Here is a 19,026-nt window from a genome sequence, read left to right on the forward strand (position 1 = left end):
TGACGAGGGGATGCTTTGATGGCAACTTTGAAGAAAATGCGACGTTTCCTGGGCGTGGGCACCGCCCTGGTAATGGCCATGAGCGCTGCACAGGCTATGGCCAAAGAAGTAAGCATTGGTTACGTGGATGGTTGGGCCGACAGCGTGGCGACCACCAACGTGGCCGCCGAAGTAATCAAGCAAAAACTCGGCTATGACGTGAAGTTGCAGGCCGTGGCCACGGGGATCATGTGGCAGGGTGTGGCAACTGGCAAGCTCGATGCCATGTTGTCGGCCTGGTTGCCGGTGACCCATGGTGAGTACTGGGCCAAGAACAAGGACAACGTGGTCGACTACGGCCCGAACTTCAAGGACGCCAAGATCGGCCTGATCGTCCCCGAGTACGTCAAGGCAGTGAGCATCGCCGACCTCAAGACCGATAACAGCTTCAAGGACAGGATTGTCGGCATTGACGCAGGCTCCGGTGTGATGCTCAAGACCGACCAGGCGATCAAGGACTATGGCCTGACCAGTTACAAGTTGCAGGCCAGCTCGGGTGCGGCGATGACGGCGGAACTGGGCCGTGCCTATGCCAAGCAGCAGTCGATTGCGGTGACCGGTTGGGTTCCGCACTGGATGTTCGCCAAGTGGAAGCTGAAGTTCCTCGAAGACCCGAAAGGCGTATATGGCGCGGCAGAAACCGTGAACAGCATCGGCAGCAAGGAACTGGCCACCAAGGCACCGGAAGTGGCGGAGTTCCTGAAGAAGTTCAACTGGCAGTCCAAGGACGAGATTGGCGAGGTGATGCTGGCGATTCAGGAAGGGGCCAAGCCTGAAGCGGCCGCCAAGGACTGGGTCGCCAAGCACCCTGATCGTGTGAAGGAGTGGACTGGCAAGTAATCACCTTCCAGGGCCAATAGGGTTTCTTCGCGGGTGTACCCGCTCCTACAGGAGCGGGTACACCCGCGAACGGCTCATCACTTTGTTACGCAATCGGTAAAACACCGTTGCATCTAAGACTAAGGTCGTCTGGTTGGCGTCCATCGGCAGCATAAAGTAAGGGTGTGGGTTCCATCCCGTATCTGTGCTGCTAGGACAAAAACAATGAACGACAGCATTTACCTCTCGATACAAAACAGCCCCCGTTTCAAGGAGCTGGTCACCAAACGCGAACGGTTCGCCTGGATTCTCTCGGCGATCATGCTCGGCCTGTACTGCGCCTTCATCCTCCTGATCGCCTACGGTCCTCATTTGCTGGGCGCCAAGCTCAGCCCTGAGTCATCGATTACCTGGGGCATTCCCCTGGGCGTCGGTCTGATCGTTTCGGCATTCGTCCTGACCGCCATCTACGTGCGCCGCGCCAACGGCGAATTCGATGAGCTGAACAAGGAAATCCTGAAGGAGGCGCAACAATGATTCGCCAAGTCAAAGCCCTGGCCGTATTGGCCTGCGGAGCCTTCGCACCCGCCGTGTGGGCCGCCGATGCCCTGACCGGCGAGGTGCAGAAACAACCGCTGAACGTTTCCGCCATCGCCATGTTCGTGGCCTTCGTCGCCTTCACCCTCGGCATCACCTACTGGGCCTCCAAACGCAACAAGTCGGCATCGGACTACTACGCTGCCGGTGGCAAGATCACCGGCTTCCAGAACGGCCTGGCGATTGCTGGCGACTACATGTCGGCCGCCTCGTTCCTGGGTATTTCCGCGCTGGTGTTCACTTCGGGTTATGACGGCCTTATCTACTCGATCGGCTTTTTGGTTGGCTGGCCGATCATTCTTTTCCTGATTGCCGAACGCCTGCGCAACCTGGGCAAGTACACCTTCGCCGACGTGGCCTCGTACCGCCTCGGGCAAAAGGAAATTCGCACCCTTTCGGCCTCCGGTTCGCTGGTGGTGGTGGCGTTCTACCTGATCGCGCAAATGGTCGGCGCCGGCAAGCTGATCGAGCTGCTGTTCGGCCTGGACTACCATGTGGCGGTGATCTTGGTGGGTATCCTGATGTGCCTGTACGTGCTGTTCGGCGGCATGCTGGCCACCACCTGGGTACAGATCATCAAGGCTGTGCTGCTGCTGTCCGGTGCCAGTTTCATGGCGCTGATGGTCATGAAGCACGTGGGCTTTGACTTCAACACGCTGTTCTCCGAAGCCATCAAGGTACACGCCAAGGGCGAGGCGATCATGAGCCCCGGCGGCCTGGTCAAGGACCCGATCTCGGCATTCTCCCTGGGCCTGGCACTGATGTTCGGTACTGCCGGCCTGCCGCACATCCTGATGCGCTTCTTCACCGTCAGTGACGCCAAGGAAGCGCGCAAGAGCGTGCTGTATGCCACCGGCTTCATCGGCTACTTCTACATCCTCACCTTCATCATTGGCTTTGGCGCGATCCTGCTGGTCAGCACCAACCCGGAATTCAAGGACGCCGCAGGCGCTCTGCTGGGTGGCAACAACATGGCTGCGGTGCACCTGGCCAATGCGGTGGGTGGCAGTGTGTTCCTCGGCTTCATCTCGGCGGTGGCCTTTGCCACCATCCTGGCGGTGGTGGCTGGCCTGACCCTGGCCGGTGCCTCGGCGGTGTCCCACGACCTGTACGCCAGCGTCTGGCGCAAGGGCAAAGCTAACGACAAGGACGAGATCCGCGTATCGAAGATCACCACTGTCGCCCTGGGTGTGCTGGCGATCGGCCTGGGGATTCTGTTCGAGAAGCAGAACATCGCCTTCATGGTCGGCCTGGCGTTCTCCATTGCGGCCAGCTGCAACTTCCCGGTGCTGCTGCTTTCGATGTACTGGAAGAAGCTGACCACCCGCGGCGCCATGATCGGCGGCTGGCTGGGCCTGGTGAGTGCGGTGACGCTGATGATCCTTGGCCCGACCATCTGGGTACAGATTCTCGGCCACGAGAAGGCCATCTACCCGTACGAGTACCCGGCGCTGTTCTCGATGGCCATTGCCTTCGTCAGCATCTGGTTCTTCTCGGTCACCGACAAGTCCAAGGCGGCTGAGGATGAGCGCGCGCTGTTCTTCCCGCAGTTCGTGCGTTCGCAGACTGGCCTGGGTGCCAGCGGGGCGGTTTCCCACTGAAGCTGTAGCCATAACGCGCTGAAATGCACAACGCCCCGCTAGCCGGGGCGTTGTGCATTCAGGGGTTGCTCCAGGCAATACTGGCAAACTGCATCCCTTGGGAAATTTCCTAAATCCGCTCGGAACGGTCCTAACTTCCAATCGCCAGCGTTCACGAATAATCGCCACTACTGATCGGGCAGTCGCCCCTCAGCCAGTGATTCCCTCAAGGAGATTTGATCGTGAAACGTATGCTGCTTGCCCTCCCTCTGGCCATGCTGTTTGCCGGTGCCGCCCACGCCTTGGACCCGATCGAAAAGCAAGTGCAGGTCACTGCCCAGGTGCCGACCGATGCGTTCTTCGTCGAGCCGGTGGGCGGCAACTGGATGAACGACCCGCAAGAGCTGGGTTGGAACCCCAATCAGGCCAAGCTCGACCCTGTCCGCAAGGAGCTGCAGGTCAAGAGCACCGTTGGCGCTATCAACGCCTACCTGGTCTCGCCCGCAGTCATTGCCAGCGGTTCCCACAACATTGGCTTGGATGTGAAGGTTGGCGACACCGTGTTGCAGACCACCCCAGTCGAAGTGGTCAGCGCCACCCAAGCCGCACCGGGGGCGATCGTCGGCTTCGAAATTGCAGCCCAGCCTGCCCCAGCCGCGGGTTATGAGCCAGGCAACTACCAAGGCCTGGTGAGCATGATCTTCGAAACTGGCACGCCTTGATTCACCCCCCCCATCGTTCATTCGTTGTTGCCTGTTCCTGCCCTCGGCGCTTGCCGCGGGGCGGGCAGGTATTGCCCGCAAGCGACGCCCATGACCCTACAATTTCCCCTTTCCGCGCTGTACCTGAGCTTGCCGTTGGCAGCCTGCCTGGCCGCAGTGCCAGTGACGGGCCACGCTGCGACCGCAGCGCTGGGTGGCATCGAAGGTCTGCCCAGTGAGTTTGAAGCGCACTTTTATGAAGTGCCGTTGGCCGTGAGGGTAGACTTGGATGGCCGCTATCTGGGTGATGCCATGGTCGTGCTCAGCCGGGATCAGCGCGTGCAACTGCTGGAATTCACCGAAACCGTCGACAGCCGTGAACCAGAAAGCCTGAGGCGGCGCTGGCGCGAACGCCTGGTCGAGGGGCGCCCGCTGGGTGACTGCCAGGCAAACTGCCCAGATGGCCTGCGCGCAGTGCACTACAGCTTGGCCAATTCGCAGTTGTCACTGCTTACCGACCAGGCCGAAGCGTCAACGGCCGGCGAGCGTTATCACCGGCTTCCCGAACAGGGCAGCTACGGCCTGCTGGTGCGTAACCAACTCAACCTGGTCAATGATGGCCGAGTCACCAGCGGCCGCTATGCATTGCAAGGGCAGGGCAGCCTGGGTAACTGGACGACCCTGGCCGATGGCCAGCTCGACCGTGGCAGCGACAGTCAACAGGGCACGCGCTACCGGGTTGAGCAGTTGTACGGTGAGCGACTGGCGCAGGACCACTTTTATCGCCTGGGCTATTTCACCCCCAGTGCCCAAGGCCTGACCCGCCAGCCACGGCTGATGGGGGCTAGCCCCGATACCACCCTGGGCCTGATGTTCGGCAGCAGCGACAGCCTGGCCATCGACAATGGTGCGCCCAGCGCGACGCCCATCTATGTCACGCCCAACCGCCCCGCCGTGGCGGAAATCTACCGCAACGGCGTACTGATCAATAGCCAACCGGTGCAGCCCGGCCTGCAGACGCTGGACAGCAAAGTGTTACCCGGGGGCATCTATGAAGTGGAAATCCGCCTGGTCGAGGACGGCCAGGTGACCTCGCGCAGCCAGGCATTCATTTACAAACCCAGCAACTGGCGCAGCACCGATGCCCCCTGGCGCTACAACCTGTACCTGGGGCGGCAGAGCAGCCTGTTGAGCAACTGGCAGCGCGACGCAGATGACAGCCTGGCGGCAGGCGTGCTGGCCAATTACCTGGTGCACCCGCGGGCTATCGTCGGCGTTTCGGCACAGCGCATCGACCAAACCCTGCAATACGGCACGTCGCTGGACTGGGATGTGCTCGACCGCTTCAAACTGTACGGCAACCTGTTCCGGGCCCAGGGCTACGGCAACGGCTACGACCTGCAATTGATCCACGCCGGTGAAAACAGCTCATTGGTGGCCAGCCAGAGCAGCACCTGGCTGACCCGCCCCGAATCACTGCGTGATGACCGTCAGCCGAGCCACTGGCAGGCGCGGCAAACCCAGACGTCGGTGTCTTACAACCATCGCCTCGACCCGCGCAATACCGCCAGCGTGCGTGTGTCGCACAGCAGTGGGGCCAGCGCCGGTACGGGGGTGGATTTGGGCTGGTCGTACTTCGGCCAGCTACTGGGGTCGCAGGCCAACTGGCGCCTGTCGCTGTTCGACCGACCGGGCAACGCGGGTACTGGTGAGGCCCGCAGCCGCGGCGTCAACTTGAGCCTGAGCATGAGCTTGGGCGGCACGAGTGGCCGGCGCCTGTCGGCCAGCGTCGGCAGTCGCACAGCGCGCGATGGCGGGCGCGACCTCAATGCCGCAGTGGCCTATCAGCAGGACGTCGACCTGGGCCCGCTGCGCAGCGTTGGCCTGACCGCCAGCGCCGACCGCTATGGCGCCGGCCTGGGTGGCGACACGCAGTTCGAGAGCCAGCAGCTGCACGGTGATGCGTATTTCCAGCGGTCTTCCTACAACGGTGAGTTCAGCGGCGGCCTCAACCTGGAAAGCATGCTGGCTGTCGGGGCTGGCAAGGCGGCCGTGAGCGGCCAGTACCTGCCGCACCAGGCTGGGCTGATCGTCGATGTCGAAACCGATATCCAAGGCTTGAAACTACGCGCTGACGACCGCCATGGCGGTACTGCCAATCTGCGGCCTGGGCGCAACCTGGTCCCGGTGGCCGCCTACAAGGCCGGCCATGTGCAATTCGACCTTGAAGGCGCGCAAGCCACCGCAGCGGTGATTCAGCCTTCCAGTGTGGACTACCACCTGAACCGTGGCGGCATTGGCTACCGCCAGCTTCGGGTATTGCGCACGCTGACCGTCATCGGCCGCCTGCTCGACAGCCAGGGTCGCCCGCTGCGGGGCGCGCAGGTGATCAACCACGCCAGTCGCAGTGTCAGTGAGGCTGATGGGTTCTTCGCCGTGGAAATGAGCGAGTCCACACCCAGCCTGGAGGTGCGTCAGCAAGGGCAGGTCGTATGCCTGTTGACGCTGAATCTTACGCAGCTGGTACGTGAAGACGATGTGCTGTTGGCCGGCGACCAGCGTTGCACGCCCGCAAGCCTGGCCAAGGCCGCTGATAGCGGGGGGGAGCGTGTTGAGAGCTAGCTCAGGGTCGGTAACAGAGCGGCCCTACCGTCGTTTCAGACGGCTCCTACACATCCTGCGATTGTTCCCGCTTTACGGTATGCCAATCGCTGTACTTATCCAAGGAACCTTCAAACGTGAATATCCATCGTCTGCTTGCCCTGGCCTGTCTGGTTACCCCGCTGGCAGCCATTGGGGCGCCCGAGCTTAATGTCGGCGCGTTGTACGATTACCTGGATTCCGGCAAAAGCACCTTGCTCAAGCGGGTGCGCAACGGCGGTGATACCACGGCGTTCGTCAAGGTCAGTGTCGCTGAGCTGGTGTACGACACCGATGGCAATGCCCGCGAGGTCGACACCGAGGGCATGCCGTTGGAGCAGCGCGGCCTGGTGGCCAGCCCGGCGCGGCTGATCGTGCCGGCGCAGGGCATGCAGGCGGTGCGCCTGGTGTACCGCGGGCAGCGCGATGCAGAACGCTATTTCCGCTTGCGCTTCGTCCCGGTCCTGCCCGAGCTGGGTGATGGGTTTGCCGTGGATGAGGGCGAGGCTGAGCGGTACCGCAATAGCCTGAAGGTTGGGGTCAACTTGCTGGCCGGCTACGGCACGCTGCTGTTCGTTCGGCCTGGCGAAACCCGGTTTCAGACGTCTGTGCAGCGCAAGGGCGGTGGCCTTACAGTCAGCAACCAGGGCAATGCCACTGTCGTGCTGGATCAGTTCCGGCAGTGCCAGGCGGCTGGCGTAGCCTGCGAGACTGCCACCAAACATCATGTGTTGCCGGGGCGGACACGGCAATTCGAAGGGCAGGCGGCAAAGGTTCATCAGTTTGAGTTGCATGAAGGCGAAGCGCGCAAGCGCATGGTGGTGGAAGGATGAGTCGTAGCACAGGGCGCTTGGCCCGCATCCGTCACTTACGCGTCGGGCTGGTCGCAGGTTTGCTGGCATTCGCCCCCTTGGCCAGCGCACTGGAGGTGACGCTTTCGGCGCAATACCGTGGCGGTGGGTCGGGGCGCTTCGAGAACACCACGCCGCCTGCTGAATTTTGCAGGGTTTGGTCTGCCCTGTGCGCCAGTACCGGCACCGTAAGCCTGCCAATTAGCTACCAGAAGACAAGCATCAACCTTGCCCCCGACCTGCGCGATCGATATTTCGTGAAACTGCCGGGGCGTCGTGAGGTGGAGGTACGCCATCAACAGACGGGTGAGCCCAGGCAGATGACCTTCGAGGTGCGCTCCATCAGCCAGGAAGCTGTGTTGGGTAGCCCTTACAACCCGCTTAACGGCAGCTTCTCCGGCGGTTGTCGTGGTAAGAACTCTGTCGGCAACCAAAGCCGCTTCAGATACCACACCTCGTTGGTCAACCCGCAAAGCCCGACCCCTTGCGTGATCAGCTACTCATGGGTGCCGGATGATCAGGTAGATACCACGACGGTATTGGACACGGGCATTTCCTTCGAGCTGGACATCCCCCCGCCGTATCGCCTGCGCGCCGGTATGTACCGTGGCAGCCTCACTTACACCATAGGCCCTGGGGGCGACTTTGATTTCGGCAACAATGTTACCGGCCTGAGCGGCGATACGTTGGTGATCAACTTCGAACTGGATGTGCAGCACGCTTTCATCTTTGAGTTCCCGCCTGGCTCGGAGCGCGCCGTGCTTGAGCCCAAGGATGGTTGGCAGGCCTGGCTGGGCGGCGGCCAGGCCCCTGGGCTCATCTACCGAGACCTGCCTTTCCGGCTATGGTCCACCGGCCCATTCAAAGCCTACAAGTTGTGCCAGCACTACACCGCAGGTACGTGCGGTATCCGTAACGACGCCAGCCACGAGGTGCCTGTGACCGTGGCCATTACCTTGCCCGGAGGTATCGAGCACCAGGGCCGGCCGGTTCAGCAACTGGCGTTGCCTAGCGGGCAGGCGGCTGCGTTGGCGTTCGAATCGGCGATGCCCACGCTCAATCGCCCTGGCCAGTTGCGTTTCCAGGTGGAGCGCAACGACGTGCAGGCCATGCTTCGACACCCTGGCGCCACCTATGCCGGCCAGGTCACCGTCGTTTTCGACGCTGAGCTTTAGCCCACCGCCATGATGCGCGAGGTTAACCTATGTACAAAGTCGTGGTGGTTGACGACCATCCGTTCATCCGAGCCACCGTGTGCATGCTGCTGCGCAAGGAACGGCTCGATGTCGTCGGCCAGGCAGACAATGGTATTGACGCGGTGCGGCTGGCGCGTGAGTTGGGCCCGGACCTGGTCATCCTCGATATCGCCATGCCCGGGCTCGATGGCCTTGAGGTAATCGCCCGCATCAAGGCCATGACGCAGCCGCCCAAGGTTCTGGTGCTGACGTCGCAATTGCCCGAGGCCTATTCGCTACGCTGCATGCAGGCCGGTGCAATGGGCTTCGTGGCCAAGACCGATGAGCTGGACGAGCTTGGCAAGGCGGTGCGCGCAACATTGTCGGGTTATACGTACTTCCCTGAAGTGGCGCTGAGTTCGGTGCACAAGCAGGACCTGAAGTTCACAGACGCGCAATGCATCGCCTCACTGACCGACCGTGAGCTGATGATCCTGCAGCAGCTCGCCCGCGGGCTGAGCAACAAGGCGATCGGCGAAGCCATGCTGCTGAGCAACAAGACCATCAGCACCTACAAAACCCGGCTCATGGAAAAACTGCGGGTCAACTCGTTGATCGACCTGGCGGACTTCGCCCGTCGCAATGCGCTTATCTAGTCGCTACCCGTGCCAATCCGCGTCCTGCTGCTGTGGCTGCTGTATTGCCTGAACCCGCTACCCGTTTTGGCCGCACCGCAGCTCTACACCCGGGGCGTGGAAACGGGGCCTGCGCTGGCGCTGGCCCCCGCCGACCTGCGCTGGCTGTGGGAGAAGCGCCATTTGAACCTGGGGGTAGTCGGCCGCGACAACCCGCCCTTCGACATGCTCGGCACCGGCCAGGCCTACGAAGGCATCAGCGCCGAGTACGCCAGTGTGCTGGCCGAGAAGCTGGGCCTGGAAGTACGCCTGAGCCTGTTCGAGACCTACGACGCGGCTTTCGCGTCCTTGCGCAAGGGTACTGTCGACCTGGTCAGCTCGGTAACAGCACAGCAGGCGCAGGACGCCAAGCTGCGCCTGTCCAGCCCCTACATCGTTGACCAGCCATTGCTGCTGGCCAGTGAGCGGTTCGTCAGTGGCAACAGCGCAAGCCCTCGGCTGCTGGCGGTCGAGGGGTATCGACCGTTGGCCCTGCTTCAGCACAACTATCCCAACGCACGGATCCAGCTGCACCCCACCCCCTACAGCGCCTTGGCGGCGTTGCAGCTCGGTGAAGCTGAGTTGTTTCTAGGCAATGCCCTGAGCAGCCGCTATCTGTTGGCCCGAGGGCAACTGCCAGACCTTGAATGGGTCGACCAGCCCGATTTTGCAGCCCAGCCCCTGGGCTTTGCCATGCTCGGGGACCACGGCCCATTATCCAGGTTGGTCGATGCCGTGCTGCAAGGCCTGACCGAACAGCAACATGCCCGCCTTCGCGGGCACTGGAGCCCACAGCCTGCCAGCCCCGTCAAACCCGGCTTGGTTGAACTCAGCGAAGCCCAGCAGCGCTGGATAGCGGAAAACCCCGTGGTCAAGGTGTTGCTCGGTGAGCACCAGCTACCGTTGAGCTACCGCGATGAGCATGGCCAGGTGCGCGGCTTGAGCATGGACGTGCTGCAACGCATCAGCCGCCTCACCGGCTTGCACTTCGAGGTGCAGGGGGGCACAGACATACAGCACATGATCGAGCGAGTGCGCCAGGGCCAGGCCGATCTGATTGCCGGGCTGGTGTACAGCCCGGCACACGCCAGGCAACTGCGTTTCAGCCGCAGTTTTCTGAGCTTGCCGCTGGTCCTGGTAACGCGCAACGAGACCGTGGCCCCCAGCAGCCTGGCGCAGCTCGGCAGGCGGCCGCTGGCGCTGGTGCGTGGCAGCGCCCAGGCGCAGACGCTGGCCAAGTCTTACCCGGGGATCCGTCAGCGGCTCGTGCCTCATCCATTGGCTGCCCTGCAGGCGCTGGAGCAAGGCAAGGCAGGCGCCGCCGTGCTGCCACTGGACCAGGCGTGCTCGCTGGTTGCACGTCACTTTCCCGGCAGGCTGCGGATCGCTGCCAGCCTGGCGCTGCCACCGATGCACTTCGCCTTTGCCAGTAGCCATGCCGACGAAGAGCTGCTGGGTATTCTCGACAAAGCCTTGCTTGCGCTGCCCCCGGCAGAAATGGAGACCATGCTGCGACGCTGGCGTAACCCGATGATCGTTGGCGACGGGTTATGGCGCCGTTATGGCGGGCGCATGCTGGCGGGCATCGCCTTGGCATGCAGCCTGCTGTTGCTGTCCCTGCTGTGGGTTCGTTACCTGCGGCGGATGCAGGTGCAACTGCATCGTGCAAAGCGCGAGGCCGAGGCGGCCAACCAGGCCAAGACGCAGTTTCTCGCGGCCATGAGCCATGAAATCCGCACGCCGCTGCATGCTGTGCTGGGCATGTTGGAGCTTGCCCGACGCAAGGCAGGGCAGGGCGAACTGGACCATCTGGCCATCGAAGTGGCGGCGGATGCCGCTATCGGGCTGCAGGAGTTGATCGGCGATGTACTCGACATCACACGCATCGAAACCGGCCATTTGCAACTGGCACTGGTGCCAGTGAGCCTGCGCGAGCAAGTCGCCCGGGTGGTTCAGCTGTTCGAGCAACAGGCACGCGGCAAGGGGCTGGCCCTGGACATGGTGTGCAAGGGGGCGGTGGAAAACTGGGTGATGCTTGACCCGGTGCGTTTCAAGCAGGTGCTGGCCAACCTGGTCAGCAATGCAATCAAGTTCACCGCGCAGGGCAAGGTCCTGGTCAGCCTGAATATGCAGGCTGCAGCCGGGCGGGCAAGTGTATTGCTCGAAGTCGCAGACACCGGCATAGGCATTGCCCAGGCCGAGCTGGAAAGCCTCGGGCAACCTTTTCGCCAGGCCAGCAATCAGCGCCAGTCGCCACGCAGCAGTGCCGGGCTGGGGCTGGGGATCAGCCGCAGCTTGTGTGAAATGCTTGGCGGGCAATTACGCTTGCACAGCGTGCTGGGCCAAGGTACGCGGATTGAAATCCGCCTGGACCTGGCGCTGGCAGCCCGGCCAGTGCTGGCCAAGCCGGCAACGCCGCAGGGCGACCCTCCCAGGCTGGCTGCCCTGCGCGTGCTGGTGGTCGATGACTACCCGGCCAACCGCTTGCTGCTCGCGCACCAGTTGGCGTTTCTCGGTCACCAGGTGCAAGTTGCCGAAGATGGTGATCAGGCCTTGCGCCTCTGGTTGCAGCAAACGTTCGACGTCGTCATCAGCGATTGCAACATGCCCAGGCTTGGCGGTTTTGCTTTGGCCCGGGCAATCCGCGAACACGAACGGCGCCGGGCCAGGCCTCGCTGTCGGGTGGTGGGGCTGACCGCCAGTGCCCTGCAAGAGGAGCGCCGTCGCGCGAGGCTTGCGGGTATGGACCACTGCCTGTTCAAGCCGCTGAACCTGGATACCCTCATGCAAACGTTGCAAGCTTTCCAGTACGTCAGCCGTGAGCCAGGCGAGCAACTGCCTGCCGTTGATCTGGCCCATTTGCGTAAGCTGGTTTGCGATGACCAGGCTGTGTTGGTGGCCCTGCTGGCCGATCTGGCCAGCAGTAACCTGGCGGATCTGGCACAGCTCAGATACTCGAGCGACAACCCCTCGGCGCTCGTTGAAGTGGCGCACAGGGTGAAAGGCGGCGCACGCATTGTGCGGGCACAAGCGTTGGTGGCGTCATGTGAACGGCTTGAAGCGCAGTGTACGCAACGGCCGGCGGATACGTCACAGGTGCGCCAGGCAGCCAGAGCGCTGGAGGAGACCATGCTGCGCCTGGACCGCTGGCTTGCCAGCTACCTCGGGGAGCATGCTCCCCGCCGCCAGGGCGGTACTGACCACACAGTCATGTCTGCCCATTCACTACCCTGATGAATCCTCCCAGCCCCCTTGCCCTTGATTAGACTCGCTGTACTACCTGCCAGAACAAGGCCAGCCACCATGCATAACCGCATCATGATCACCGGCGCCGGGTCAGGCCTCGGTCGCGAGATCGCCCTGCGCTGGGCGCGCGAGGGCTGGCGCCTGGCGCTGGCCGATGTCAACGAAAACGGCCTGCGCGAAACCCTGGAACTGGCCCGGGCTGCCGGCGGCGATGGCTTCATCCAGCGCTGCGATGTGCGTGATTACAGCCAGCTCACCGCCCTGGCCCAGGCATGCACCGAGCAGTTCGGCGGTATCGACGTGATCGTCAACAACGCCGGCGTCGCGTCTGGCGGGTTTTTCGCCGAACTGTCCCTGGAAGACTGGGACTGGCAGATCGCGGTCAACCTGATGGGCGTGGTCAAGGGCTGCAAGGCCTTTTTGCCGCTGCTGGAGCGCAGCAAGGGCCGGATCATCAACGTGGCTTCGATGGCCGCACTGATGCAGGGCCCTGGCATGAGCAACTACAACGTCGCCAAGGCTGGCGTGCTGGCGCTTTCGGAAAGCCTGCTGGTGGAGTTACGCCAGCAGGAGGTGTCGGTGCACGTGGTGTGCCCGTCGTTCTTTCAGACCAACCTGCTGGACTCCTTCCGTGGGCCGAACCCGGCGATGAAGGCGCAGGTGGGCAAGCTGCTGGAGGGTTCGCCGATCAGCGCCGCCGACATTGCCGGATACATCCACCAGCAGGTCGCCGCGGGCGAGTTCCTGATTTTGCCCCATGAGGCCGGGCGCCAGGCCTGGCAGCTGAAACGCCAGGCCCCTGAGCGGCTGTATGACGAGATGGCCGATATGGCGGTAAAAATGCGCGCAAAGGCCCCTTCGCGATGAAGGGTCTGTAGAGGGCAGGGTGGTGAAGCCTGCCCCCGACAAGACCCAAGGCAGCTGATGCATTAAACCGCAGCACCCAAGAACGCCCCGACTGTCGGGGCGTTTTCATTTTTCGCAGTGACTCAGAAAACCCCTACATACGCATTGATGCCCCATTCGTAAAGTGCCCGCCTGTCATACGTGCATCGATAAATGCCGGCATATTCGGGGACTGCTCAATGAAGTTACGTTGTTATACCGCCTGCGCCCTGCTGCTGACGGCGGGGGCCGTAGGGGCGAAGGAAATACCTCAGGACGTCAGTGTTCAGGCTGTCGTTTCGACACCTGAATTTCAAGTGACTTCGGTGGGTAATTGGTGGGACGACGAACTTCGGGCGGAATATGACCCGAGCCGGCTCGTCTTCAAGCAAATTAAAAAAGATGTGTTTGTAAAAAGTACCTATGGGCCGATCTATGCGAAAACGGACAGTCCTTATTACCGGTTTACACGGGTAGGCGGTTCGGATTTTCAGCGCCGTTACTATATTTCGCTGAATCGCGTTGTCATGGGCACGACGCCGGTCGAAATCGTCAGTGCTGCTGACGCCGCTCAGGGGAAAACCATTGAATTCAGGTTCTATCCCATGCCAGAGGCATCCACGGTTCGCATGCCCGGCACCTACATCACCCACGCCACTTTGATGTTTGAAACGGGTGCGCCCTGATACCTGTTTCAGGCGGGCGCTCCCGCGTCCCTGCTATTGATAATGTGCAACCGTTGAAGGAAATTTGATATGAAATCCTCTGTATTGGCTATTCCATTCTTTGCGATGTTTGCCGGTGCCGCTTTCGCCGCCGCTCCTGAGCCGATCAGCCATGACATTTCTGTAATGGCGGTGATTCCTGGCAATGACTTTTCAGTTGAGCCTAAAGGTGATTGGCTTCAGAAGGGCGTGACGCTTGAGTATCAGCCGCAGGCCGAGCAATTCACAAAAGTGACTGAAAAATTTATGGCCCAGAGTGATGTCGGCGCCATTCAGGCGAAGTTGCTGCAAACCGCAGAGTTGCAAGAGCAGAGTAACGTTGACCAGAAGATTGCGCTGGTCATCACGGTAGGGGATAAGCGGTTGGCGCTCACGCCTCAGGAGGTCATGAGCGCCGAAGATGCCAAAGGCGGTAATGAACTTCCTATTGCCTTTGAAGCTGTAAAGCCTGAGGGCGGTTTTGTGAAGGGTGATTATAACGGGGTCGTGAAAGTGTTGTTTGAGACGTCCTCCACAAGCCTTTGATTGATGCAGTGCCGCCTGCCTCCACCCTGTCGGATGTTGTCCAGCGGTGGGGCAGGTGTTGATGTGGATTGAATCATGTTCCAGTTTGCTGCACCCGGCCGTGCACTCGCTGCCTGGTTGCTGGGTGCTGCTTGCCTCTTCCCTGTCGAAGTGTTGGCTGAACGCGAGCCCGATGCTAACGGCCTGAACACGTTCGGGCGTTTGCCTGAAGACTTCGAGGCGCACTTCTTCGAGGTGCCACTTGCGGTGCGAGTTGAGCTGGATCAGCGCTACCTGGGTGATGCCATGGTCGTGCTGAGCCGTGATAACCGTGTGCAAATGCTGGCATTTACCGACACCGAGCAGAGCGCAGAGCCCGCCACATTGCGCCAGTTATGGCTTCAACGGCTGGAGGGCGGGCGCATGCTGGGCGACTGCCTGCAAAACTGCCCGGACGGGTTGCAGGCTATCCATTACAGCCTGGCCAATTCGCAGCTGTCGCTGCTCACCTCCGATGCCGAGAAACTGGAGCAGGACGCGCGCTATCACCGTCTCCCAGAGCAGGGCAGCACTGGGTTGCTGCTGCGTAATCAACTGAATCTGGTGAATGATGGTAATCAGACCACGGGCAGAATCGGCCTGCTCGGCCAGGGCAATCTGCATAACTGGACCACGCTGGCCGAGGCGCGCGCGGATCGTAGCCCAGCTGAGCAAGGCGATGTGCGTTACCGCATGAACCAGCTTTACGCAGAGCGCATGCACGAAGAGCAATTCTTTCGGCTGGGCTACTTCTCTACTGGCGCAGAAGGCCTGGTGCGCCAGCCAACGCTCCTGGGGCGTCGCCCTGACAGCACGCTTGGTTTGATGCTGGGCAGCAGTGACAGCCTGCTGGTCGACAATGGCCAAGCCAGCGCCATCCCTGTCTACGTCACGCCGAACCGCCCGGGTATCGTCGAAATCTATCGCAATGGTTCGCTGATCAACAGTCAGCCGGTACAGCCTGGTTTACAGGCACTCGACACGCGGGTGTTGCCCGGCGGCATCTACGATGTCGAGCTGCGCTTGCTTGAAGACGGCCTGGAGACCTCGCGTAGCGAAGCGTCCATCTACAAGCCCAGCCGATGGCAGAACATCGATAGCCGCTGGCGCTACAACGTGTACTTGGGCCAGCAGCTCGAGTTGCTGAGTAACTGGGATAGCCATCGTGAACAGGGCCTGGCGCTCGGGGCCCTTACCAATTATCTGCTGCACCCGGCTGCGGTGCTGGGATTGTCGATGCAACAGGTCGGCGCTGATCTGCAATTGGGTACCTCGCTGGACTGGGATGTCCATGAGCGGTTCAAGCTGTACGCCAGCCTTAATCAAACCCAAGGTCTGGGCAATGGGGGTGATCTGCAGTTGACCTATACCCATCCCTCGGGCTCATTGTTGCTAAGCCACAACCAGACCTGGCTCGAGCCCAGCGGTCAGGAGCGCGACGATCGTTCACAGCGGCAGGTGCGCAGCCGCACCGCCTTTTCGATCAACCAGCGGGTAACCTCGCGCAGTTCGGCGACACTGCGCCTGGAACACAGTGCGGGCTCGGCCAGCGGGCTGGGAGCCGACCTCAGCTGGGCGTTCTACGGAAAACTGCGGGGGCATCAGAGCAGTGTTCGCCTGTCACTGTTCGACAGGCCCGGCACGCGCAGCAGCGCCGGTGTTCGCAGCCGCGGCGTTAACGTCGCTGTCAGCATGAAGCTTGAGCGCGACGGCAAGCAGCTTGGGGTCGATGTCGGTAGCCGCGCCTCGCGTGAGGGGGGGAACGACCCGTACGCTTCGCTGTGGTACAGGCAGGACGTCGACCTGGGCCCAGTGCATAGCCTGGGGGGCAGCGCAACGCTCGACGGCTATGGCACCAGCCTTGCCGCCAATGGGCGCTTTCACAGCCAGGCATTGCAGGGCGATGCCTATGCCCAGACTTCATCGTTCAACGATAACCTCAGCGGTGGCCTCAACCTGGAAAGCACCTTGGCGCTGGGCGCCGGGAAGCTGGCCATGGGGGGCCAAAACCTACCGCTCGATGCCGGCCTGATCATCGATGTCGAAAGCGACCTGCAAGGTGTGAAGCTACGCGCCAACGATGGCCAGGGCATGAGTGCAATGCTCCACCCCGGGCGCAATATCGTGCCGGTGACGGCGTTCAAGTCTGGTCATGTGCGCTTCGACTTCGACGCGAAGGACATGCCGCCAGCGCAGATCCAGCCCCTTGCTGTCGACTATCACCTCAACCGCGGTGGGGTGGGCTATCACGCGGTGAAAGTCATGCGAACGGTCACTGTGTTTGGCCGGCTGCTCGACGGCCATGGCCAGCCGCTGCAAGGCGCACATGTGATCAATGACGCCGGCCGCACGGTGGTCGAGGTGGATGGCTATTTCAGCGTCGAAATGAGTGAGGCACGGCCCACCCTGGAAATTCGCCATGGCACGGCAGGCAGCTGCCTTCTGACATTACCGCCGGACAACTTTGACCGCGACGATGACTTGCTGATCGTAGGTGATCAGCGCTGTGTACCGCGTATGGGCTGAACCGGCTTTCAGCCTGTCGCTTTAGAGGGCCTGATCCCGGGCCAGGATTGGATGTTGTGCAAACAGAGGTTGAAGATGCAAAGGTTCACATTTTACTTATCACGCTTGTTGTTCGCCGTGCTGCTGCTGCCAGGGTTTGCCAAGGCCGGGCCACAGCTGGATGTCGGGGCCTTGTATGACTACCTCGAGCCGGGCAAGGGCACCTATGCCAAACGCATCTACAACCGTGGGGACAGTACCGCGTTCGTCAAGGTCAGCGTGCTGGAGCTGGTGTACGACGGCGAAGGCGAGCCGCGTGAAGTAGACGTCGATGAGTTGCCCTTCGACCAGCGCAGCGTTGTTGCCAGCCCTGCGCGGATGATCATCCCGGCTCGTGGCATGCAGGCAGTCCGGTTGCTGTATCGCGGTGAGCGGGCTCAAGAGCGTTACTACCGGCTGCGTTTCGTGCCAGTACTACCGGAACAGGATGACAGCTTTGCACTGGACGATGCGGAGCTTGAGGCTTACCGCAATGAACTCAATGCCGGTGTGCAGTTTCTGGCCGGCTACGGCACCATCCTGATCGCCAAGCCTACTGCCACGCAGTATCAGACCTCGATCGAGCGAGCGGGCGGAAAGTGGACCGTGCGCAACGAGGGCAATGCCACGGTGCTGCTCGACAATGTCCAGACCTGTGTGCGGGGCGACGACGACTGTGATCACCCGGCCAAGCACCATATTCGCCCTGGGCGCACGCGCGAGTTCATCGAAAAAACCGGTGTCGAATACCGCTTCGAGCTGGTGGAAGGCGATGCGCGCAAAGCCATCGATTTGAAAGCAGGGTGAGAGGTCCAGGCATGGCTGGTAAATGTGCAATGCTGGCGCTGCTGGTCGGCGGCTTTGGCGCATCGTGGGCGCAGGCTGCCGAGATCACGCTTGACCTGCGTTATCGCGGCGACACCAGGCAGTTCGAAAACCTGGCACCGCGGTCGTCCCCTGTTTGCACCCAGCTGCCGCAGCTTTGTGCTGATCCACTGCAGAGCTTGCTGGATGTGAATGTTGAATATTCCAAAACAGTCGATGGCGAAGGCGCCGACGGTTTCTACCTCTCGGCACCTGTTCAGCCGACGCCGCTGCTGATGGTCCGTGATCAGACCGGTGAGCAGGTCAGCATGGACTTTGCTATGACCCACCTGGGCGGCACAGTGAGTTCGGACGATGGGGCGCCCACGCTTGCGGCGCGCTCGGGCCTGGACTCGAGTGGTTGCCAGGTTGCGTTGGCGAGCGCGGCGCATCGATTGTTTCTGTGGTCGGTGGCCAGCAGTGGGTGTTGGGCCGACCTCAACGCAGCGAATGCAGGCACGTACCATGTCAGCCACCTTACGCTGGGTTATCGGCTGAAGACGCCTTTGCCGGCGAGCTTGAAGTCGGGCGTATACCGCGGGCGGGTGGTCTATTCGGTAGGCCCTGACAGGGATATAGGCCTTGGCTCGAGCCGAACGGTCTCCGGGCTCAGCGCAGATTCAGTCGCGATCAACGTTACACTTGAGGTGGTGCATGACCTTGAGGTGCGTTTCGAGCCGGGTTCCGAGCAGGTGGCGCTGGAACCGCCTCAGGCCCGTGGACAAGGCCGCCGAGGGCAGGGCAATGCAGACAGACTGGAAAAGGACGTGGCGTTCAGCCTGACTGCCAGCGGGCCATTCAAAGTTTGGGCCCTGTGCAGCACCGGGTTGGGAAGCACGTGCAATCTACGGTCGGCCAAAGGCCATGGCATACCGCTGTCGATGGCAATGACCTTGCCAGGTGTTACCTACAACGGTCGCTCGCTCTACCGGCAGGCAATGGCCTTTGGCGGAGCTGGGAACGCAATCAGCCTGGAAGTCCCGCCTGAAGGTGTGACCGGTAGCCAAGGGCAGTTGCATTTTCATGTGTACCCTCGCGGCCACGCCCCGGATCAGGATATGTTGCCTGGTACCGAGTATCAGGCCGTGGTGACGATCGTGTTCGATGCGGACCTTTAGGATGACAAGCGGGTGTTGCTACCCG

15 protein-coding genes are annotated in these 19,026 nt (G+C 61.7%); all 15 read left to right on the forward strand.

Features of this window, described 5'->3' with window-relative positions:
* Positions 1–18 precede the first annotated feature (18 nt).
* The 15 genes from AA098_RS07010 (at position 19) to AA098_RS07080 (ending at position 19,001) form a co-directional block, all read left to right on the forward strand.
* Positions 19–879 carry a glycine betaine ABC transporter substrate-binding protein gene (locus tag AA098_RS07010; protein ID WP_003252589.1) on the forward strand — a complete coding sequence of 287 codons (861 nt, stop codon included), beginning with the start codon at positions 19–21 and terminating at the stop codon, positions 877–879.
* 204 nt (positions 880–1,083) lie between these two features.
* Complete coding sequence (locus AA098_RS07015) at positions 1,084–1,395, forward strand: DUF485 domain-containing protein (RefSeq protein ID WP_003252591.1); 312 nt, start codon at positions 1,084–1,086, stop codon at positions 1,393–1,395.
* Positions 1,392–3,056, forward strand: a complete 1,665-nt coding sequence (locus AA098_RS07020; protein ID WP_003252593.1) for a cation acetate symporter — start codon at positions 1,392–1,394, stop codon at positions 3,054–3,056. The genes AA098_RS07015 and AA098_RS07020 overlap by 4 nt, the downstream gene beginning before the upstream one ends.
* A gap of 221 nt (positions 3,057–3,277) precedes the next feature.
* Positions 3,278–3,757, forward strand: coding sequence for a CS1 type fimbrial major subunit (locus tag AA098_RS07025; protein WP_033725791.1), 480 nt, complete (start codon positions 3,278–3,280; stop codon positions 3,755–3,757).
* 90 nt (positions 3,758–3,847) lie between these two features.
* On the forward strand, positions 3,848–6,358 hold the full coding sequence (locus AA098_RS07030) for a CS1-pili formation C-terminal domain-containing protein (RefSeq protein ID WP_054888729.1): 2,511 nt from the start codon (positions 3,848–3,850) through the stop codon (positions 6,356–6,358).
* A 116-nt stretch (positions 6,359–6,474) separates the two neighbouring features.
* Entirely contained in the window at positions 6,475–7,209 is a 735-nt protein-coding gene (locus AA098_RS07035; RefSeq protein WP_064613959.1) for a hypothetical protein, read from the forward strand.
* Positions 7,206–8,402 carry a hypothetical protein gene (locus tag AA098_RS07040; protein WP_003252602.1) on the forward strand — a complete coding sequence of 399 codons (1,197 nt, stop codon included), beginning with the start codon at positions 7,206–7,208 and terminating at the stop codon, positions 8,400–8,402. The genes AA098_RS07035 and AA098_RS07040 overlap by 4 nt, the downstream gene beginning before the upstream one ends.
* Positions 8,403–8,431: 29 nt before the next feature.
* Complete coding sequence (locus tag AA098_RS07045; RefSeq protein WP_003252604.1) at positions 8,432–9,058, forward strand: response regulator transcription factor; 627 nt, start codon at positions 8,432–8,434, stop codon at positions 9,056–9,058.
* Positions 9,059–9,067: 9 nt separating this feature from the next.
* Positions 9,068–12,310 carry a transporter substrate-binding domain-containing protein gene (locus AA098_RS07050; RefSeq protein ID WP_064613960.1) on the forward strand — a complete coding sequence of 1,081 codons (3,243 nt, stop codon included), beginning with the start codon at positions 9,068–9,070 and terminating at the stop codon, positions 12,308–12,310.
* A 69-nt stretch (positions 12,311–12,379) separates the two neighbouring features.
* A complete protein-coding gene (locus AA098_RS07055) occupies positions 12,380–13,189 on the forward strand; it encodes an SDR family oxidoreductase (protein ID WP_054888731.1) in 810 nt (269 codons plus the stop codon).
* A 218-nt stretch (positions 13,190–13,407) separates the two neighbouring features.
* On the forward strand, positions 13,408–13,893 hold the full coding sequence (locus AA098_RS07060; RefSeq protein ID WP_054888732.1) for a hypothetical protein: 486 nt from the start codon (positions 13,408–13,410) through the stop codon (positions 13,891–13,893).
* Positions 13,894–13,962: 69 nt separating this feature from the next.
* On the forward strand, positions 13,963–14,457 hold the full coding sequence (locus tag AA098_RS07065) for a CS1 type fimbrial major subunit (RefSeq protein ID WP_060538968.1): 495 nt from the start codon (positions 13,963–13,965) through the stop codon (positions 14,455–14,457).
* Positions 14,458–14,532: 75 nt separating this feature from the next.
* On the forward strand, positions 14,533–17,001 hold the full coding sequence (locus AA098_RS07070; RefSeq protein WP_054888734.1) for a TcfC E-set like domain-containing protein: 2,469 nt from the start codon (positions 14,533–14,535) through the stop codon (positions 16,999–17,001).
* Positions 17,002–17,052: 51 nt separating this feature from the next.
* The gene (locus AA098_RS07075; protein WP_050562065.1) at positions 17,053–17,826 is read left to right on the forward strand and encodes a pilus assembly protein; all 774 of its coding nucleotides are present in this window, start codon (positions 17,053–17,055) and stop codon (positions 17,824–17,826) included.
* A gap of 29 nt (positions 17,827–17,855) precedes the next feature.
* Positions 17,856–19,001 carry a hypothetical protein gene (locus AA098_RS07080; protein ID WP_256545268.1) on the forward strand — a complete coding sequence of 382 codons (1,146 nt, stop codon included), beginning with the start codon at positions 17,856–17,858 and terminating at the stop codon, positions 18,999–19,001.
* The last annotated feature ends 25 nt before the right edge of the window (positions 19,002–19,026 follow it).

Source organism: Pseudomonas sp. JY-Q, assembly GCF_001655295.1.
GTDB lineage: Bacteria > Pseudomonadota > Gammaproteobacteria > Pseudomonadales > Pseudomonadaceae > Aquipseudomonas > Aquipseudomonas alloputida.